The sequence below is a fragment of the Exiguobacterium sp. s59 genome, assembly GCF_018617475.1.
Taxonomy (GTDB): Bacteria; Bacillota; Bacilli; order Exiguobacteriales; family Exiguobacteriaceae; genus Exiguobacterium; species Exiguobacterium aestuarii.
This window is the reverse complement of record NZ_JACSKG010000002.1, coordinates 396,473-413,751: the sequence shown is the minus strand read 5'-3', so window position 1 is coordinate 413,751 and position 17,279 is coordinate 396,473. Positions and strand designations below refer to the sequence as shown.

Here is a 17,279-nt window from a genome sequence, read left to right as displayed (position 1 = left end):
ATCGGTCCTTTTGCTGTCTCAACATCTCCGGGTTCTTTACCTTCGCAATTGAATCCTCATTCTCGAGCGTCGCATTGCTTAAAAACCCTTCTCCATCTATGTAGGAGACCTTTCAAAAAACAAATAATGTAAGCGTTGACATTCCGATTTCACTCATGCTACATTTCAAGTATCAAATAACAACTGAACGGTCTCCTGCGCAGGAATGTTACCTTTAGTGGGCATAACCTGGCTCGAGTCAGATGAATGACGTGACTTCACGTTCTTCATTTGGCACGGGTCAGGTTTTTTATTTGACGCAAACCCAAAAATCCATTGAAAAGGTAGGGAACGGACATGAAGTATGAACAGCTCGCACGTGACATCATCCAGCAAGTTGGCGGCAAAGAAAACGTCAACAGCGTCGTCCACTGTATCACCCGTTTGCGTTTCAAATTGAAGGATGAACAAAAAGCCAATACTGAAGCCATCAAAAATATGGATGGGGTCGTCACTGTCATGAAGAGTGGCGGCCAGTATCAAGTCGTCATCGGCAACCACGTTCCAGACGTGTATAAAGCGGTCGTCGAAGTCGGCGGATTCCAAAATCAATCACCGATCGAAGAAGGAAGTGCACCACAAGGGTCCTTGTTCAGTCGATTCATCGATATCATCTCTAGCATTTTCACTCCTGTCCTCGGCGTCTTGGCCGCGACCGGAATGATCAAAGGGTTCAACGCCTTGTTTGTAGCACTCGGTTGGCTCGACAGCACTTCCGGCACGTATCAATTGTTGAATGCGATTGGTGATTCGCTGTTCTACTTCTTCCCGATTTTCCTTGGCTATACGGCCATTAAAAAATTCGGAGGAAGCCCGTTCATCGGTATGGCCATCGGGGCATCGCTCGTCTATCCGACATTGTCCACACTCACTGCGGGAGACCCACTCTATACCGTCTTTACCGGAACGATGTTTGAGTCTCCGATCCATATCACGTTCCTTGGTGTTCCGGTCATTTTAATGACGTACTCGACATCGGTCATCCCAATCATCATCTCGGCGTTCTTCGCAGCGAAACTCGAGAAGTTCTTGAAGACCATCATTCCAGACGTCATCAAAATGTTCATCGTCCCATTACTTACGTTACTCATCGTCGTGCCGCTCACGTTCATCTTGATTGGACCGATTGCGACATGGGCTGGTATGTTGCTCGGTAGTGCGACGGTCGCCGTGTACAATTTGAGCCCGCTCGTCGCCGGTATCTTCCTCGGTGGTTTATGGCAAGTGTTCGTCATCTTCGGTCTTCACTGGGGACTTGTTCCGGTCGCCATCAACAACTTGACATCACTCGGAGCCGATCCTGTACTCGCACTTGTCTTTGCAGCATCATTCGCTCAAATCGGAGCCGTACTTGCCGTCTTCTTGAAAATTAAGAACCAGAAAATCAAAACACTTAGTATCCCGGCCTTTATCTCAGGCATCTTTGGGGTCACCGAACCGGCTATCTATGGGGTGACGCTTCCGCTTAAAAAACCATTTATTATGAGCTGTATCGGTGGTGCTGTCGGTGGTGGAATCATGGGAATCATGGGTACACAAGTCTATATTATCGGGGGTCTCGGTGTCTTCGGTTATCCATCAAACATCTCACCTGAAGGTATTACGACCGGCTTCTACGGTTCACTAATTGGAACAGCCGTTGCCTTCATTGTCGGATTCGTCTTAACGTACCTCTTCGGTGGTGTCAATAAAGCAGCGGCTACGACACCGCAACCAGAAGTCACTCCGGTCGCCAAAGAAGTATCCGCGACAACTGTCGGTCAAGAACAAATCGTCAGTCCGCTCAAAGGAACGGTCGTCCGTTTGAAAGACATCTCAGACGTCGCCTTCTCATCCGGTTCACTCGGTCAAGGCGTCGCAATCGAACCGACGGAAGGCAAGCTCGTCGCCCCGGTCTCCGGTACCGTGTCCGCACTCTTCCCGACACATCATGCCATTGGCATCACGACGGAGTCAGGGGCTGAAATCCTCATCCATATCGGCATGGATACCGTTCAATTAGAAGGAAAGCATTTCAAGGCACACGTCACGCAAGGTGAATTTGTCGAAAAAGGACAACTGTTGATCGAATTCGATATCGAGGCAATCGAACAATCCGGTCGTGCATTAACAACACCGGTAATTGTTACGAATCGAAAAGCACTTTCACCGAATAATGCCAACAACGTTCAGACGGGCGATCCAATTTTCAGCATTTAATGAATCAAGCGGGAGGAATCTTCCTCCCCTATTATAGAAAGGATGGATTCGATGAGTTTTCCAAAAGGATTTTTATGGGGTGGCGCGATTGCCGCAAACCAAGCGGAAGGTGCTTACTTAGAAGGTGGTAAAGGGCTGACAACGGTTGACTTATTGCCGACGGGGAAGAAACGCTTTGACGTCATGTTCGGAGAGCTACCTTCTTTAGAGCCGGTGCCCGGTGAGTTCTACCCATCGCACGAGGCAATCGATTTTTATCATCGTTATAAAGAAGATATTGCGTTATTCGCCGAGATGGGATTCAAGGCACTTCGTCTTTCCATCGCGTGGTCACGTATCTTCCCAAACGGAGATGATGCAGAACCGAACGAGGAAGGACTACAGTTTTATGATGATGTCTTCGATGAACTATTGAACCATGGTATCGAGCCTGTCGTGACGATTGCTCACTTCGACGTCCCAGTCAGTCTCATCAAAAACTATGGAAGCTGGCGCAATCGCCGGGTCGTCGATTTCTTCGAGACGTATGCGACAACCCTCTTCACTCGCTACAACGGAAAAGTAAAGTATTGGATGACGTTCAACGAGATTAATATGCTGTTACACTTACCATTTATCGGTGCGGGAATCGTATTCGAGGATGGAGAAGACAAAGAACAAGTGAAATATCAGGCGGCACACCATCAGCTCGTCGCAAGTGCGAAAGCGGTCAAAGCGGCCCATGCCATCAATCCAGATTTACAGGTCGGCTGTATGCTTGCCGCCGGTCAAACGTATGCCTATTCGTGTAACCCGAATGATGTGTTAGATGCGATGGACAAAGACAGGGAATCGTTTTTCTTCATCGACGTTCAATCGCGCGGGGAATATCCGGGATATGCGAAACGTTATCTAGAAGAACACGGGATCACACTTCAAATGGAAGACGGTGACCTCGAACTGTTGAAAGAGCACACGGTCGATTACATCGGCTTCAGCTATTATGCGAGCCGGACGACGAGCACAGACCCAGAGATTAACGCATCGACCGAAGGTAACATTTTCAGCTCGCTTGAGAACCCGTTCCTCGAGAAGTCAGAATGGGGCTGGACGATCGACCCAACCGGTTTCCGAATCACGGCGAACCAATTGTACGACCGTTACCAAAAACCATTGTTTGTTGTCGAGAACGGACTCGGTGCGGTCGACACACCGGATGCGAACGGATATGTTGAAGACGATTATCGCATCGACTATATGGCAAAGCATATCGAACAGATGCACGAGGCCATCAAGGACGGTGTCGACATCATCGGCTACACGAGCTGGGGTCCGATTGACTTAGTGAGTGCGTCGACTGGTGAGATGAAAAAACGCTATGGCTTCATCTATGTCGATAAGGATAACGATGGGAACGGGACACTCAGCCGTTCGAAGAAAAAGAGCTTCGATTGGTATAAGCAAGTGATTGCGACAAATGGAGCAGATGTGACACCTCCTGTTAAAACGATATAAATACGTAAATCGAACCAATTCAGTTGATTGGTTCGATTTTTTTCGGTTGAAAAATCATGATGACAGGTTCATCTATTATATGAATTTATACAAAAATTCAATATGTTTTACCAATTAAAATATTTTCCCAACTCTAAATCATCTATAAGTATATAATAACTTTATAAACATAATATGGAAGGTGATACTTGATGAATATTAATACATATTTGAAAGATTACGCACATACTTTACTCGGTGACGGCACTCATATCGCACCGAATATACCTGATAAAAAGTTGAATGGAGCTATTAAGAATTACGCTGAGGATGCGCTCCCGGAACATGTCGTTGCCTTGTACGACTCGACACTTTTTAAGAGTGGTAAAGAAGGCATGCTGTTTCTAGGTGATCGTCTCTACTTCAAACCGTTGCTCGAAAAACCGATTTGCGTTTACTACAAAAATTTGCAGCGCGTTGATTTGGACCGTGAAGTGACATATAAAAACGACAAGCTCAAAGAAAAAGTACACATCGTCATGCATACTGAGGAATATGATTATAGTCTATCGGATAAACTCGCGACGTATAACGTCGAAGGCGTCGTCGAACTATTGAACGGCATCGCCGCTTTGAAAGATAAAGAAGATGAGCTCGTCAACGTTTCTCAAGTGACGCCACTCGCCGACTTACCGGAAACTTATAAGCTTACATATTTGAAGGTCTTAGCCAACTTCACGTTCGTCGACGACAATCAAATTGATGCGCAAGAATATAGCGAACTCATGTCTCTCGTCACCCGCATCCACCTCAGTTCTGACTATCGTTTACAGCTTCGAGGTTATTTGAGTAACCCGGACGAGCACACTCCGACGATGACGTTAATTGATGAGTTACGCGATTTGTCGACGACCATCGATTTCTCCATAGTCGAAAAATCATTATTCAAAGACTTACTTTACTTATTCAAATTAAAGCGTCCACTCTCGGCTTGGTTTGAAAATAAATTTCTTGAAGAATTGAAGGAAGTTCTATCCATTTCGCGTGAAGAGATCGAACTCATTTCAAGTGCCATTCAAAGCGACGAAGATATTTTGACGTTCCGTAAAAACGACTCAGAAATCGCCAAATCGATGAAAGACTTGGCGGCGAAAGCTGCTGCTGTCGGCGTTCCCCTTACAGCTATTTATTTATCGGGGTCGGTCGTCGGATTGAGTGCCGCCGGATTGACGTCTGGTCTTGCCTCGCTTGGTATGGGTGGACTGCTCGGCTTCTCGAGCATGTTCACAGGTATCGGCGTATTGGTCGTCATTGGTGTCGGTACGTATCAAGGATTAAAGAAAATCACCGGCATGAAAGATATTGAGAATAACAAACAGCGCGAATTTATGTTGCAAGCTATTATTCGCAACACGCAACAAACACTCAACTACCTACTAGAGGACATTAATGAAATCTCGCACCGACTCGTTGTCGCGATTCAACAAGGAAACACCAACTCAGCAAAAATAAATGAGTTATCAAATATGTTGAAAATGCTAAGTCAGAGTGCCCAATTCAGTGCTGACAAACAAGTCCACTCTCAAAAAGAACAAATCATCACGCAGTTGCCTCCAAAACTGAGCACAATCCGATTGGACGAGTTGACTTCGAAACCAACGTATCAGAAGCTACGCGAGTACGTCTACTCATGCTACACGCCACAATCAATTCAAATCGACGATCTGACATTCAGCGACGAGGAAGAATTTGTCTTGAAAGAGACTCTCACTTTAGAAGAGTTCGAACAGTTACATGAATCGTTCCAGGCGATTGGCTACTTCGAGATGTCTGGTGGTGGTTTGGCAGAAGTCACAGGTGGGGCAAAACGTCTTGTGAAGAACGTCTTTGGTGACAAATGAACCGATCCGATCAAGAAATAATTGATAAGGCAAAAGCTCTACTCGTTCAACAACATCAAGCGGCGCAGGCCGAGCAACGCTTAGGCGACATCCATTCACACTTGAATCAACTTGAAGACACGCAGGACGCTCAAACGGTAGCGCTCGACCACTTATTCGAGGACATGATGCGACTGATGAATGGTCAGGTGCCACAAGCAGCCACACCTCAGTTGACGCCACTAGCTGTCCCGACATTCGAGGATCTCGAATCAGTTCAAGTCTCGGACGTTTCATGGAATCTCTATTTAACGAATCTCGATTCATACGCGACCCGTCATGACGTGACGGGACTCGACGACCCCTTCGCCCATCTTTTGACGGCAAGACAGCGGCATGATTTGGCGACAACGTTCAAAGAGGAGTTCTTGCTGAAGGAAGCAGAATGCGACCGTTTTGATTACATGATCGCGTCTTTCAGCGGTCTTGTTGCGGGACTAATCGACAGCTTCTTTGTCGGCTCTCCGACCGATAGTAAACTCCGAAGTTGGTCGGATGAAAAGGTCGACAACGTCGTCATCAAATTTGCGAATCTTGTCTGGAAACAAGACAAGAAGAACGGGGCAAACCTCCGCAAGCAACCCGATTCGATCGCGAGTGCTATCGGTTTTTTGGAACGACGCTTTAAAGTGAACTATGACGCACGTTACGCAAAAGATTTGAAGATGGGTGAAGCGACGCTCAATATGCGTCCGTCAGACCATCATTTGAAGTCGCTCGCCCACGCACCGGACATCATCGGCTTGTTCTTCTCGATTTTGGATCAGTTCACAGGGAAGGCAAGCTTCGTATCAGATGGTCGCCTGCTTCGACTCGAGCCAAAAGAAGATGGTACGCAAAAGCTACAAGGTGGTAACTTACTGGCTAAACTGTTTGCCGGGTTTGCCAACTGGTTCGGTCATCTCTTATCTGACGTATCCGGTTCGAGTGGTGTGCGCGGACACGATAATGGTCGTCGTGGCGCCGGGATTCCGCTCCCATTTTTCGAACTGTTCCAATTCGCCGATTTCGGACAAGTTTCACATAACGGACAGACACTCTCCTTCGCTGACTTTTCAACAAAAGTGTTCGAGAGTGGGTACGATGCTCGTCACGGTGTCGCGATGGCGGTACCCGTCATCTTTAATGAGCTCATCATCCGTCTACTTTGGGGATTAAAGAGTCTGTTCTATCATAAAAACGGATGGCTCGCCTCGATTCCAGTCGGCAACAAGCCGACACTTCGGAAAATGCTACTCGTCGGGCACGGCGCTTTATGTTTGACCGACGGGATGGATGCATATATTCGAAGTGGCAACGTACCCATTTTATTTGCGACACGCTTGAACTATGTAGCATGGAGCCGCTTCGCGTTCGCCTCGATGCAAGAGTTGAAGCATGTGCTCGGCGAAGACGTTTACGACTGGAAAGCGGTCGATGCTCATCTTGATCAAGAATGGAAAAAACTCAGTGGTGAAAACTGATTTTTAAGGAGAATACATGAATTACTCACTCGATAACATCCTACAACTTGAAAATACGCCAGAATTCAACATGCTCGATCAACAATTCAATGAGTTCAATCCGTTCAAAGTGCTTCGCGTCGCAAAATACGAGATTCGCCATTCGAATGTTCTCGCTTGGCTGTTCGATCCGAACGAAAATCATCGACTAGGAAGCTTTTTCTTACGAAAAGTACTCATGAATCTTGTGACGAGAGCCGATAACGATGATAAAATCGATGCATTTCCTTACTTGTCATTCGCTCACGCGTCACTATCTGACATCGTCGTCTACCGCGAATGGTCTACTAATGGGCATGGGGCAGTCGATTTACTTATTGAAATCCCAACGCTGAACATCGTCTTACTGATTGAAAATAAAGTACATTCAGTTGAATCAACAGGTCAGTTGGCTCGTTATTTAACGAGCGCCAAGAAACATTACCCTGAATGGAACATTCTCCCTGTCTTTTTGACGTTGTCAGGTGATACACCGTCGCACGATGCATACTGGATGCTGACATATGAAGACGTACTCCACATCATCAAACAAGAACTAACATTGAATAAAGCGACCATCGCTAATAATATTCACGATTTCTTATCATACTATGTGGCCCTGCTCGAAGAACGCCTCGTCGACGATGAAAAGACGATGGAAACAGCTCTTCAACTTTATCAAGACTATGCATCTGCCATTCACTTACTGTACGCCAATGCCAATCCGTCGAAACAAAAACAAGTCGAACTTCGCCAAGCGGTGAAAACGCTCGCTACTTTAGACAATGAGATTAAACATCACTTACATCTGATCTATAATCGAAAGTATCAGACAATCGACTATATCTTCAAAACCGGAAGTGACCTCGTACGCCAAGCATTTCTAGAATTTGTGAAAGAACAAGGGATAACAACATATTCGGCTCATTCCCGTGTTCCTCACTTTGTCATGAACGATTGGCTAACCGGCTTGGAACAGATGGATCAATTGAAGCGCTATTGGCTCAATTATGGATTAATTATCTGGTTTGAACGGAAAGGTAGTAAACGTCTCAAACTTTACGTCGAGGTTGGTCCGATTGATTATGCAGAACGCCTTCCGCTCCTGGAAGCACTCGAAGCGAAAAACATCTCGTTTTGGAAATCAGGGAAACAGGAAGGGAAAAAGTTTACTCGGATCTATACAGACACAATCGATGTTTCCGATTGGACGAATGCCACCATCATCACAAATGCTATGACATCACTCCTTAACACCAAGGCATTTCATTCGGTCAATACTACCGTGACGAAAGTCTTAGCAGATTTATATACTGTCCGCACTTAACACGAAAGACCATCGAACTTGTCATAAGCAAGTTCAATGGTCTTTTTGTCATTCCACCCCAAACCGATACACTGTCCGCGAGTGATACAACTCACCCGGTTTCAGTTCGATCGAGGTCGCGATATCTGAATGGTTCGGGGCGTCCGGGAACGCCTGTGCCTCGAGACAAATCGCGCTATGTTTTTGTCGGTCGTCGAGTGTCACCGGCGTCTCTTCACTGAGGAAGTTGCCCGTATAAACGACCATGACGGGTTGATTCGTCTCGACCGTCATCGTCCGTCCGCTCACCGGATCATGTAGCCTCGTCTCCCCGTCCTTCAAGATGAACGGATGATCGAGTCCGCCGGCTTTTATAATCGCTTCGTCTCCTGACCCGAGCGCCTCCCGGACTACTTTCCCGTCTCGGAAATCAAACGGGGTACCGCTCACGTCACGCAACTCCCCTGTCGGCAGTGATTCCGCATCGAGCACCCCGACCGAATCAGCTGGTAGCGTCAGCTCATGGTCGTGGATGGTCGGGCGTCCCCCGAGATTGAAGTAGTTGTGATGGTTCAGGTTGACCCATGTCAGTCGGTCCGTCTCTGCCGTCATCGTGACAATCAGTTCATTGTCATCTGTCAGTTCATACAGCACTTTGAAGAAGACATTTCCGGGATAGCCTTCCTCTCCGTCCGGGCTCACATACGTGAACTGGATACACTGCTCGTCGGCATCCATTTCCCAGTAACGGGCCGTGATGCCTTTGTCGCCTCCGTGGATATGATGGGGCGCCTCGCTTGGGGTCAAGGCGACGCCATCGATTTCCGCATCGCGGATCCGTCCGGCAATCCGCCCGACGACCGATCCGAGATAGACCGGGTTTTCTAAGTATTGAGAGACGTCCCCATATTTCAAGATGACCGAGTCGAGATTACCGTCTCGGTCCGGGGCCGTCAGTTCCGTCATCGCACAGCCATAGTCGATGGCGGATAGTTTCATGCCGTTGGTGTTTTGAATCGTCGCTTGTTTCACTCGTACAACCACCTTTAGTTCGTTTTCTCTCTCATTCCCGACCTTGGTGTTCCGTACTCCACTTTATCGACATGACTCAGGAGTGAACGGACGAACACATCAAACCGTTCCTGCCCCGTTTCCGTCTGTTTGAAGACACCGGCGTCTTCGAGTCCTTTCACGAACTTGTCGACGACGGCCTGATCGACGATGGTTTTCGGGTCGCCTGCCTTCTTCCGTAACGCGTCCGCCCATTCCTGATGCATCGCTTCAACTTCGACATCTTCGGCTGCCACATATCGTACGACTTGTTCGAGTTCTGTCTTCAGGCGTGCCGGTAAGACGGCGAGTCCCATCACCTCGATCAAGCCGATATTCTCACGCTTGATGTGATGCACGTCAGCATGTGGATGGAAGATTCCGTCCGGATGTGCGTCGCTCGTCCGGTTGTTGCGAAGGACGAGGTCGAGCTCATAGCGCCCGTCCCGTCGTCTCGCGATCGGAGTGACCGTGTTATGTGGGACGCCATCCGTATAGGGGATGATTTCGCTCGATTCGTCCTCATAGTCACGCCAATACCCTAGCAACTGATTCGCCAACATGACGAGTTGCTCTTTTTGACGGGAACGGAGACGGACGACCGAGAGCGGCCAGTAGAGCGTCTCAATCTCGACCTGGTCATAGCGCTCCGAGCGATACGTTGAGACGACACGCGCATCGTCCATCGCAAACCGGTAGCGGCCGGCCTGATAATGGTCGTGCGTCAAAATCGAACCGCCGACGATCGGCAAGTCCGCGTTCGACCCGGCGAAATAGTGCGGGAACTGTGTGATGAAGTCGAGCAGACGCTCGAACGCGCCCCGGTCGATGACCATGTCGCGCACCTCGTTCGACAACAAGATCGAGTGCTCGTTGTAGTAGAGGTACGGTGAATATTGGAACGACCATGACTGTCCGCCGAGTGTGAGCGGGATGATGCGATGGTTCGCACGCGCCGGGTGTTTCAAGTGTCCGCCGTAGCCTTCGTTCTCGATCGCGAGTAACCCTTTCGGATAGTTCGATGTCGGGATCGGCTGCGTCCGGGCGAGTGCGATCTCACGCGGGTCCTTCTCCGGTTTAGACAAGTTGATCGTGATGTCGAGCGTGCCGTAGCGGGTCGGTGCCTGATACTTGATGTTGTTCGCGATCCGTCGTGTCTGAATGTAGTTCGACGCCTGGCTCATGCGATAAAAATAGTCCGTCGCAGCTGTCACGTCCGTCGCGCGAAGTTCATTGAAACGACGTGTCACTTCAGACGGTTTCGAGACGAAGACGTTCATCACCTCGGCCATGAAGCGGTCCTTCTCTTCAAGGATCGGTTCGATCAACTCCTGCTCGATCGCATACGCGACCAGCTCTTCTAATGCGTCTGGGATTGCCATCGACGGCACAGACGTCGAGACGTCCATGTCGAGTTTATGAAGCGTGGCGAGCACACGGTTCCGTGAATAGATTCGGTCCTGCTCGTCAATCAACTCTGCACGAATCGCCGCCTCGACGAGTGCCTCAATCGTCACATCGATCATCGTCTCACCTCTTTCGCCTGATAACCGAACGGATGGCTTGCGTGCCAGTTCCACGCGTCCGTCAAAATCGTCTCGACATCTGAGCGGGTCGGTGTCCAGCCGAGGACCCGTCGTGCCTTCTCGGACGAGGCGATCAACTTCGCCGGGTCACCGGCGCGGCGCTCCCCGAGTCGGACCGGGATGTCATGGCTCGTCACGCGGCGTGCCGCTTCAACGATTTCGAGCACGGATAGTCCGTTCGCCGTCCCGAGGTTGAACACGTCGCTCGCCCCGTCTTCCCGTAAATAACGGAGTGCCAGAAGATGCGCGTCGACGAGGTCTTGGACGTGAATGTAGTCACGGATACACGTGCCGTCCTCTGTCGCATAGTCGTCACCGAAGACGGTGATGGCGTCTCGCTGCCCGTTCGCCACTTGAAGGACAATCGGGATGAGGTGTGTCTCCGGGTCATGATCTTCCCCGATCTCACCGGTCGCGATTGCACCAGCAACGTTAAAGTAGCGGAGCGCGACCGAGCGGATGCCGTGTGCTTGGTCACACCAGCGAATCATCGACTCCATCGCGAGCTTCGTCGCCCCGTACGTGTTCGTCGGATTCGTCAACGCCGTCTCATCGATCGGCATGACGGTCTGGTCGCCATATGTCGCAGCCGTCGAGGAGAAGACGATCCGTTTCACCTCTGCGTCCCGCATCGTCTCGAGAAGCACCTGTGTCCCGAAGACGTTGTTGTCATAGTAGGCGAGCGGGTCCGTCATCGATTCACCGACGAGCGAGTTCGCGGCGAAATGAAGAACGTCCGTGATCCGTTCTTTCGCGAATACCTCTTTCACGAACATACGGTCACGTAAGTCCCCTTCATAAAAACGGACGTCTTGCGGGATCGACTCGACGTGTCCCGTCTGGAGATTGTCGAGGATGACGACGTCTTCCCCGTCTTTCAATAAGGCACGGACGGCGTGCGATCCGATATAGCCGGCACCGCCGACGACAAGTACACTCATTTCACTTCCTCCTCTACGAGTTCTCTGACGCCGTCCCCGACCGAGGCGACGTAACATATCGGCGCGTAACCGATCGTCTCTTCGTACTTCGCAGACGTCTGTTCGATCATCGCGCTCGTATCATTTTGTCGGACGATGGCGATGGCACAGCCACCGAATCCGGCCCCCGTCATGCGGGCACCGATGACACCGTCACACGTTTGCGCAGCCGCGACGAGCGTATCGAGCTCAAGCCCCGTCACTTCATAATCGTCCCGAAGCGACGCGTGTGATGCGTTCATCAACTGACCGAACGTCTCGAGTCGTCCTTCTTGTAAAGCGGTATAGGCAAGTTTCGTCCGTTCATTCTCCGATACGGCGTGGCGTGCCCGTTTGCGGAGCGTCGCCGGCAAGTCGAGAGCGACTTGTTCGAACGCCTCCATCGACAGCTGTCCGAGCGACTCCACTTCGAATTTTGGTTGAATCAAGCCGAGCGCCGTGTCGCATTCACGTCGACGCTCGTTATATTTCGAGTCGGCGAGTTCGCGTCGTTTGTTCGTGTTCATGATGACGATGTCGTATCCGTCGAGTGCGATCGGTGCGTAGTCGTGATGGAGCGTCTCACAATCGAGGAGCATCGCCTGCCCGGCTTTGCCCATCCCGATGGCGAACTGATCCATGATACCGCTGTTGACGCCGATGAACGTGTTCTCGACCTTCTGTCCGAGTCGGACGAGGTCAAGTCGTTCGAGACCGAGACCGTACACTTCATTCAACATGAACGCCGTCACGAGTTCGAGGGAGGCCGATGACGAGAGACCTGCCCCGTTCGGGATGTTGCCCGCGAGGAGGAAGTCGAACCCGTGAATATCGTGCCCGTCTTGTCGAAGGAGCGTGACGACACCTTTCACGTAGTTCGCCCAGTCGTGGCTCGCCTCATACGTCCCGTCCGTCACAGGGAACGACACGATGCCGACGTCCTCAAAGTTACGTGAGTAGACACGAATCAAATCGTCCTCCCGCTTCTTCACGAGTCCATACGTCCCGAACGTGATCGCACATGGGAAGACGTGCCCTCCGTTATAGTCGGTGTGCTCGCCAATCAAGTTGATGCGACCCGGTGCGAAGAACACCCGGTCCGCTGATCCGGCGAACACCTCCTCGAATTGTTGTTTCAGCTGTTCCATATCAAATGAAAGCATACGGCTTCATCCCTTCCATCGCTCATGCCGGGTGGATGACCAGGCAATACGCGTCATAGTCTGTTTGTTGTGTGAGGTTTATGCCTTGTTCCATCAAATAGCGTCCGCTCATGCGGCGCCCTTCTAGTTCGTACGTCCGTTCCGGGTCGAGTCCACGCAACTTCACGCGCAAGCGGTTCTTCCCGTATTGACGTCGGTCGGCGTTGACGAGGACGACATAGTCTTCTCCGTCCGTATAGCCGACGGCGTGGAAGCCGTCCCGTTTGAGCGAGGCAAGACGATGGCTCGTCCCGTGCTGCACGAGCGGGCGGATCGTCTTGTACGTCGCGATCCATTCTTTCGCTTCTGCCAATTCTTCTTTCGTCCATTCGAGCAGATTGCCGCCGATGCCGAGCGTCCCTTGCATGGCACTGACGAACCGATATCCGAGCGGCAACGAGCGATTGTTCAACCAGTTCGGCGCATCCGTCACCCAGCAGCTCATCATCTTGGCGTTATAGGCGTATGAGAAGCCTTCCTGGATGGTGAGACGGTCGAGTGCGTCCGTGTTATCGCTCGTCCAAACCTGTTCGACGCGAGAGAGGACGCCGAGGTCGATCCGCCCACCGCCACCGGCGCATGATTCGAACGCGACATTCGGATGTCTTTCCCGTAACGTGTCGAGGATGCGATACACTGCTTCCGCGTGACGGAGCCACAGTTCCTTCGCGTCACGTAGATGTGGGCTGTCCGGCTCGGAGAAGGCACGGTTCATGTCCCACTTGATGTAGCGGATGTCGTGGCGTCCGAGCAACTCGTCGAGCCATTTCGTCACGTGCGCCTCGACTTCAGGCAAGGCGAGGTTCAAGACGAACTGGTTTCGCGACGTCGTCGACGGGCGTCCGTCCGTATAGTAAATCCATTCCGGATGAGCCCGGTACAGGTCGGAGTCCGGGTTGACCATCTCCGGTTCGACCCATAGCCCGAACTGGAGACCTTTCTCCTCGACGTAGCGGACGAGCGGGTCGAGCCCGTTCGGGAACTTCATCTCGTTGACGTGCCAATCCCCGAGTCCGGCCGCGTCCGAGTGGCGCTCACCGAACCAGCCGTCATCGACGACGAACAACTCACAGCCGATGGCGGCCGCCTCATCGACGAGACGTTTCTGTCCGTCCTCGCTGACGTCAAAATAGGTCGCCTCCCACGAGTTGTAGAGGACCGGGCGCAATACGTCACGTGTCGCTTCCGGCATGATGACGTCGCGCTCGAAATCGTGGGCGTTCTGGCTCATGCCGTCGAACCCGCGTTGTGTATAACCGATATAGCCTGTTGGTGTCGTAAATGACTCACCCGCTTGAAGCGTCTTCGCGAAATCGAACGAGTTGATCCCGCCCGTCACTTGCGTGAAGCCGAACTGGTCTTTCTCGAAATGGATCGCCCAGTTGCCAGAATGTCCGAGGAAGCCGTAGACGACTTCCCCATGTGTCTCTGTCGCATTGTCGCCGAGTGCGAACCACGGGTTGCTTTGATGACTCGTCAACCCGCGACGGCTCTCGATCGTCTTCTTGCCAGGAAGGAGCGGCCCTTCTTGAAGCTGGAACTCGCTCGTCCACGCCCCGCTGAAATGACGGAGTCGCATGTCGCGCTCGATCAGTCCGAGACTGAACGACTGCGCGCTCTCGAGCGTGACCGTCTCGCCTGCTTTGACGGTCATACGGCGGGCGATGATGTCATACGCTGGATAGAGCGTGAACTGAAGCGTCACGTGAAGGGACTGAATGGAGTCGAACAAATCGATTTCGAGCGTCTCGCCATCGATCCGTGCATCACGGAGTGCGAACGCATGCAACCGTTCCGTCTCGGTATGACTTTTCAACGTCGGTTCCGTATAGACGAGGTCGCCGAACGAGGTGAACTCGTAAGCGGCTACCCCTTCCGGTGTCTCGAACGACGAGTGCAACACGCGCGCGTCCGGTAGTTCTTTGATGTCCGACTCATGGAGGCGTCCACCGAGATATTGATGGACGAGACGACCGCGTGCATCGACATCAAACACGTACGTGAGATTCGTCCCGATGAGGGCGAACCGATTATCGTGACGAACGATCATGCTTCCACCTCCCGTTTGAGGAGGACGACCGCGAGTGGTTCAAGTTCGAGCGTGCCCGTCACCGGCTCCCCGTCGAGTGTCTGCCACATGCCGTCAAGTTCGACGGATGACGTGACCTCGGTCGAATGGTTCAAATAGAAGCGGATCAACTGTCCGTCCCCATGACGGTCGACTTTCTCGACATCGTCCGGGAGTCGGTGCGCGTCAATGCCAGCACGTGTGAGTGCCTCGTGATAGACCGTGTCGAGCATCGCATCGTCGACCGATGAGCCGATATACGTCACGTCACCTTTATACGTGTGGCGCGTGATGGCCGCCGTTCCTTTATAGAACGCCTGCCCGTAAGTCGCGAGCACATCTGCACCTTTTGGTGTGATCAAGTCGCACCAGATGTTCGCCTCAGATACTTGGTCGCCGAGGCGGACCTCGTTCGACTGGACGGCTTGTAAACTCTCGTACTCGTCAATCTCGATACCCGCGTACTCAGCGAACTTGCCTGGGAGCGTCAAGTTATGGCAACGGTTGATCGGGTCTTTCACCCCAGTGCGATACGTGAAAATCACGTTGCCACCGTTCTCGATATAGTCGATGAGCGTTTCGTCGAATACGTCATTCCCGAGGAAATAGAGCGGGACGATGACGAGTTTATACGCGTCGAGCGCATCCCCTGGGAAGACGATGTCCGTGTTGACCCCTTGACGGACAGCGGCACCATAGAAGCGGACGAACTCTTGTTTGAAGTTGAACGCGTCCGAGTGCGGTTGATGCGTCCACGCCCATAAGTTCTCCTGATCGAAATAGACGGCGACGTCCGACTTGTACGCAGCCGCGTTGATCATGTCTCCATGCGCGTGAAGCTCTGATATGACGTGCTTCACTTCTTCGAATTTCCGTTTTGGCTTCCCATCATGGTCGATGATGCCGTGACAGAACTCCTCTGTCCCGAAGTCAGCGGCACGGAATCGGAAGTAGACGATCGCCTCGGCGCCACGGGCGACGGCTTGATGTGTCCAAAGACGGATATGTCCTGGTCGTGGCAAGTAGCCGATGCGGCTCCATCCTTGGGCCCCACTGAGTTGCTCCATCACCCAGAACCCTTTTCCTTGTTTTGATGAGCGGCATAGGTCATGGTCGTGCGCCGTCTTCTCGAAACGGTTCGGTTCCGGCAACCCGCCCCAGACCGGGTAGTTGTCGAACGAGACGTAGTCGAGGTCTTGGGCCATCTGTTGCTGATTGATTGCCATGTCGCTATACACCAAGTTATGCGTGATGAACGCGTCCTCGTGGATGAGCGGACGGAGCGTGTCGACTTGGAGCTTGTTGAACGAGCGATACGCGTCCGAACAGAAACGGTCGAAATCGACAAGAAGCGACGGGTTGTGTTCCTGGAACACGGTGCGAGGAACCGGAATCTGTGTCCATGCCGTATATGTATGGCTCCAGAAGACGGTCCCCCAAGCCGCGTTGAGCGCGTCGAGTGTCTCGTAACGTTCTTTCAGCCATTCCTGAAACGCCACTTGATCGACATCACCGTACGAGCGATCCGACTGTTCATGTCCATACTCGTTGTCCGTCTGCCAGCCGATCACACGCGGATGACGACCGTACCGTTCCGCCATCTTGCGGGTGATGCGTTCACAGTACTCGCGGTAGACGGGGCTGTTGACCGTATAATGACGACGGGCACCGAAACTGATGTGGACGCCGTCTTTCGTCACCGGGAGGATGTCCGGATACTTCTCGATGAGCCATGCGGGCGGTGTCGCCGTCGGCGTGCCGAGGACGATATCAAAGTGTTCGCCGAACGTCTCGACGACCTCGTCCCAAAATGAGAAGTCGAACTCACCGTCTGCCGGCTCCATCATCGTCCAGGCGAATTCGGCCATACGGATGACGTTGACGCCAAGCTCTTTCATCAGGCGTACGTCCTCGTCCCAAAGCGCACGGTCCGTCTGTTCTGGATAGTAATCTACTCCTAAATACATGCTGTTCAC

At 51.8% G+C, this 17,279-nt stretch carries 11 protein-coding genes; 5 read left to right on the top strand and 6 right to left on the bottom strand.

Annotation, left to right across the window (positions count from 1 at the left end):
* The first annotated feature begins 336 nt into the window (after nucleotides 1-336).
* The 5 genes from KNO91_RS05420 to KNO91_RS05400 all read left to right on the top strand — a co-directional run bounded on the left by KNO91_RS05420 (nucleotide 337) and on the right by KNO91_RS05400 (nucleotide 8,459).
* Entirely contained in the window at nucleotides 337-2,238 is a 1,902-nt protein-coding gene (locus KNO91_RS05420; RefSeq protein WP_214816734.1) for a beta-glucoside-specific PTS transporter subunit IIABC, read from the top strand.
* 42 nt (nucleotides 2,239-2,280) lie between these two features.
* Nucleotides 2,281-3,732: a 6-phospho-beta-glucosidase gene (locus KNO91_RS05415; RefSeq protein WP_251126548.1), complete on the top strand. Its 1,452-nt coding sequence runs from the start codon at nucleotides 2,281-2,283 to the stop codon at nucleotides 3,730-3,732.
* A 191-nt stretch (nucleotides 3,733-3,923) separates the two neighbouring features.
* Nucleotides 3,924-5,612 (top strand): hypothetical protein, encoded by a 1,689-nt coding sequence (locus KNO91_RS05410; protein WP_214816730.1) that lies wholly within the window; start codon nucleotides 3,924-3,926, stop codon nucleotides 5,610-5,612.
* Nucleotides 5,609-7,114, top strand: a complete 1,506-nt coding sequence (locus KNO91_RS05405; RefSeq protein WP_214816727.1) for a hypothetical protein — start codon at nucleotides 5,609-5,611, stop codon at nucleotides 7,112-7,114. Before KNO91_RS05410 ends, KNO91_RS05405 begins: the two co-directional genes overlap by 4 nt.
* A 16-nt stretch (nucleotides 7,115-7,130) precedes the next feature.
* Nucleotides 7,131-8,459 (top strand): PDDEXK-like family protein, encoded by a 1,329-nt coding sequence (locus tag KNO91_RS05400; protein ID WP_214816724.1) that lies wholly within the window; start codon nucleotides 7,131-7,133, stop codon nucleotides 8,457-8,459.
* Nucleotides 8,460-8,507: 48 nt separating this feature from the next.
* On the opposite strand, the gene KNO91_RS05395 is transcribed toward KNO91_RS05400, so the two are convergent.
* Genes KNO91_RS05395 through KNO91_RS05370 form a run of 6 tightly spaced genes read right to left on the bottom strand, consistent with a single transcriptional unit; the run spans nucleotide 8,508 to nucleotide 17,270 of the window.
* Nucleotides 8,508-9,470, bottom strand: a complete 963-nt coding sequence (locus KNO91_RS05395) for an aldose epimerase family protein (protein ID WP_214816721.1) — start codon at nucleotides 9,468-9,470, stop codon at nucleotides 8,508-8,510.
* A 14-nt stretch (nucleotides 9,471-9,484) separates the two neighbouring features.
* Nucleotides 9,485-11,014 (bottom strand): UDP-glucose--hexose-1-phosphate uridylyltransferase, encoded by a 1,530-nt coding sequence (locus KNO91_RS05390; protein ID WP_214816978.1) that lies wholly within the window; start codon nucleotides 11,012-11,014, stop codon nucleotides 9,485-9,487.
* Nucleotides 11,011-12,015, bottom strand: coding sequence for a UDP-glucose 4-epimerase GalE (galE, locus tag KNO91_RS05385; protein ID WP_214816717.1), 1,005 nt, complete (start codon nucleotides 12,013-12,015; stop codon nucleotides 11,011-11,013). Before galE ends, KNO91_RS05390 begins: the two co-directional genes overlap by 4 nt.
* A complete protein-coding gene (locus tag KNO91_RS05380) occupies nucleotides 12,012-13,196 on the bottom strand; it encodes a galactokinase (RefSeq protein ID WP_214816715.1) in 1,185 nt (394 codons plus the stop codon). Before KNO91_RS05380 ends, galE begins: the two co-directional genes overlap by 4 nt.
* A 22-nt stretch (nucleotides 13,197-13,218) precedes the next feature.
* Nucleotides 13,219-15,285, bottom strand: a complete 2,067-nt coding sequence (locus tag KNO91_RS05375) for an alpha-galactosidase (protein WP_214816713.1) — start codon at nucleotides 15,283-15,285, stop codon at nucleotides 13,219-13,221.
* A complete protein-coding gene (locus KNO91_RS05370; protein ID WP_214816711.1) occupies nucleotides 15,282-17,270 on the bottom strand; it encodes a beta-galactosidase in 1,989 nt (662 codons plus the stop codon). Before KNO91_RS05370 ends, KNO91_RS05375 begins: the two co-directional genes overlap by 4 nt.
* Nucleotides 17,271-17,279: the final 9 nt, after the last annotated feature.

Bases quoted from the DNA above. Each gene is read 5' to 3' on its own strand.
- KNO91_RS05420 (WP_214816734.1), top strand. From the start codon at position 337: ATGAAGTATGAACAGCTCGCACGTGACATCATCCAGCAAGTTGGCGGC.
- KNO91_RS05415 (WP_251126548.1), top strand. From the start codon at position 2,281: ATGGATTCGATGAGTTTTCCAAAAGGATTTTTATGGGGTGGCGCGATT.
- KNO91_RS05410 (WP_214816730.1), top strand. From the start codon at position 3,924: ATGAATATTAATACATATTTGAAAGATTACGCACATACTTTACTCGGT.
- KNO91_RS05405 (WP_214816727.1), top strand. From the start codon at position 5,609: ATGAACCGATCCGATCAAGAAATAATTGATAAGGCAAAAGCTCTACTC.
- KNO91_RS05400 (WP_214816724.1), top strand. From the start codon at position 7,131: ATGAATTACTCACTCGATAACATCCTACAACTTGAAAATACGCCAGAA.
- KNO91_RS05390 (WP_214816978.1), bottom strand. From the start codon at position 11,014: ATGATCGATGTGACGATTGAGGCACTCGTCGAGGCGGCGATTCGTGCA.
- galE (WP_214816717.1), bottom strand. From the start codon at position 12,015: ATGAGTGTACTTGTCGTCGGCGGTGCCGGCTATATCGGATCGCACGCC.
- KNO91_RS05380 (WP_214816715.1), bottom strand. From the start codon at position 13,196: ATGCTTTCATTTGATATGGAACAGCTGAAACAACAATTCGAGGAGGTG.
- KNO91_RS05375 (WP_214816713.1), bottom strand. From the start codon at position 15,285: ATGATCGTTCGTCACGATAATCGGTTCGCCCTCATCGGGACGAATCTC.
- KNO91_RS05370 (WP_214816711.1), bottom strand. From the start codon at position 17,270: ATGTATTTAGGAGTAGATTACTATCCAGAACAGACGGACCGTGCGCTT.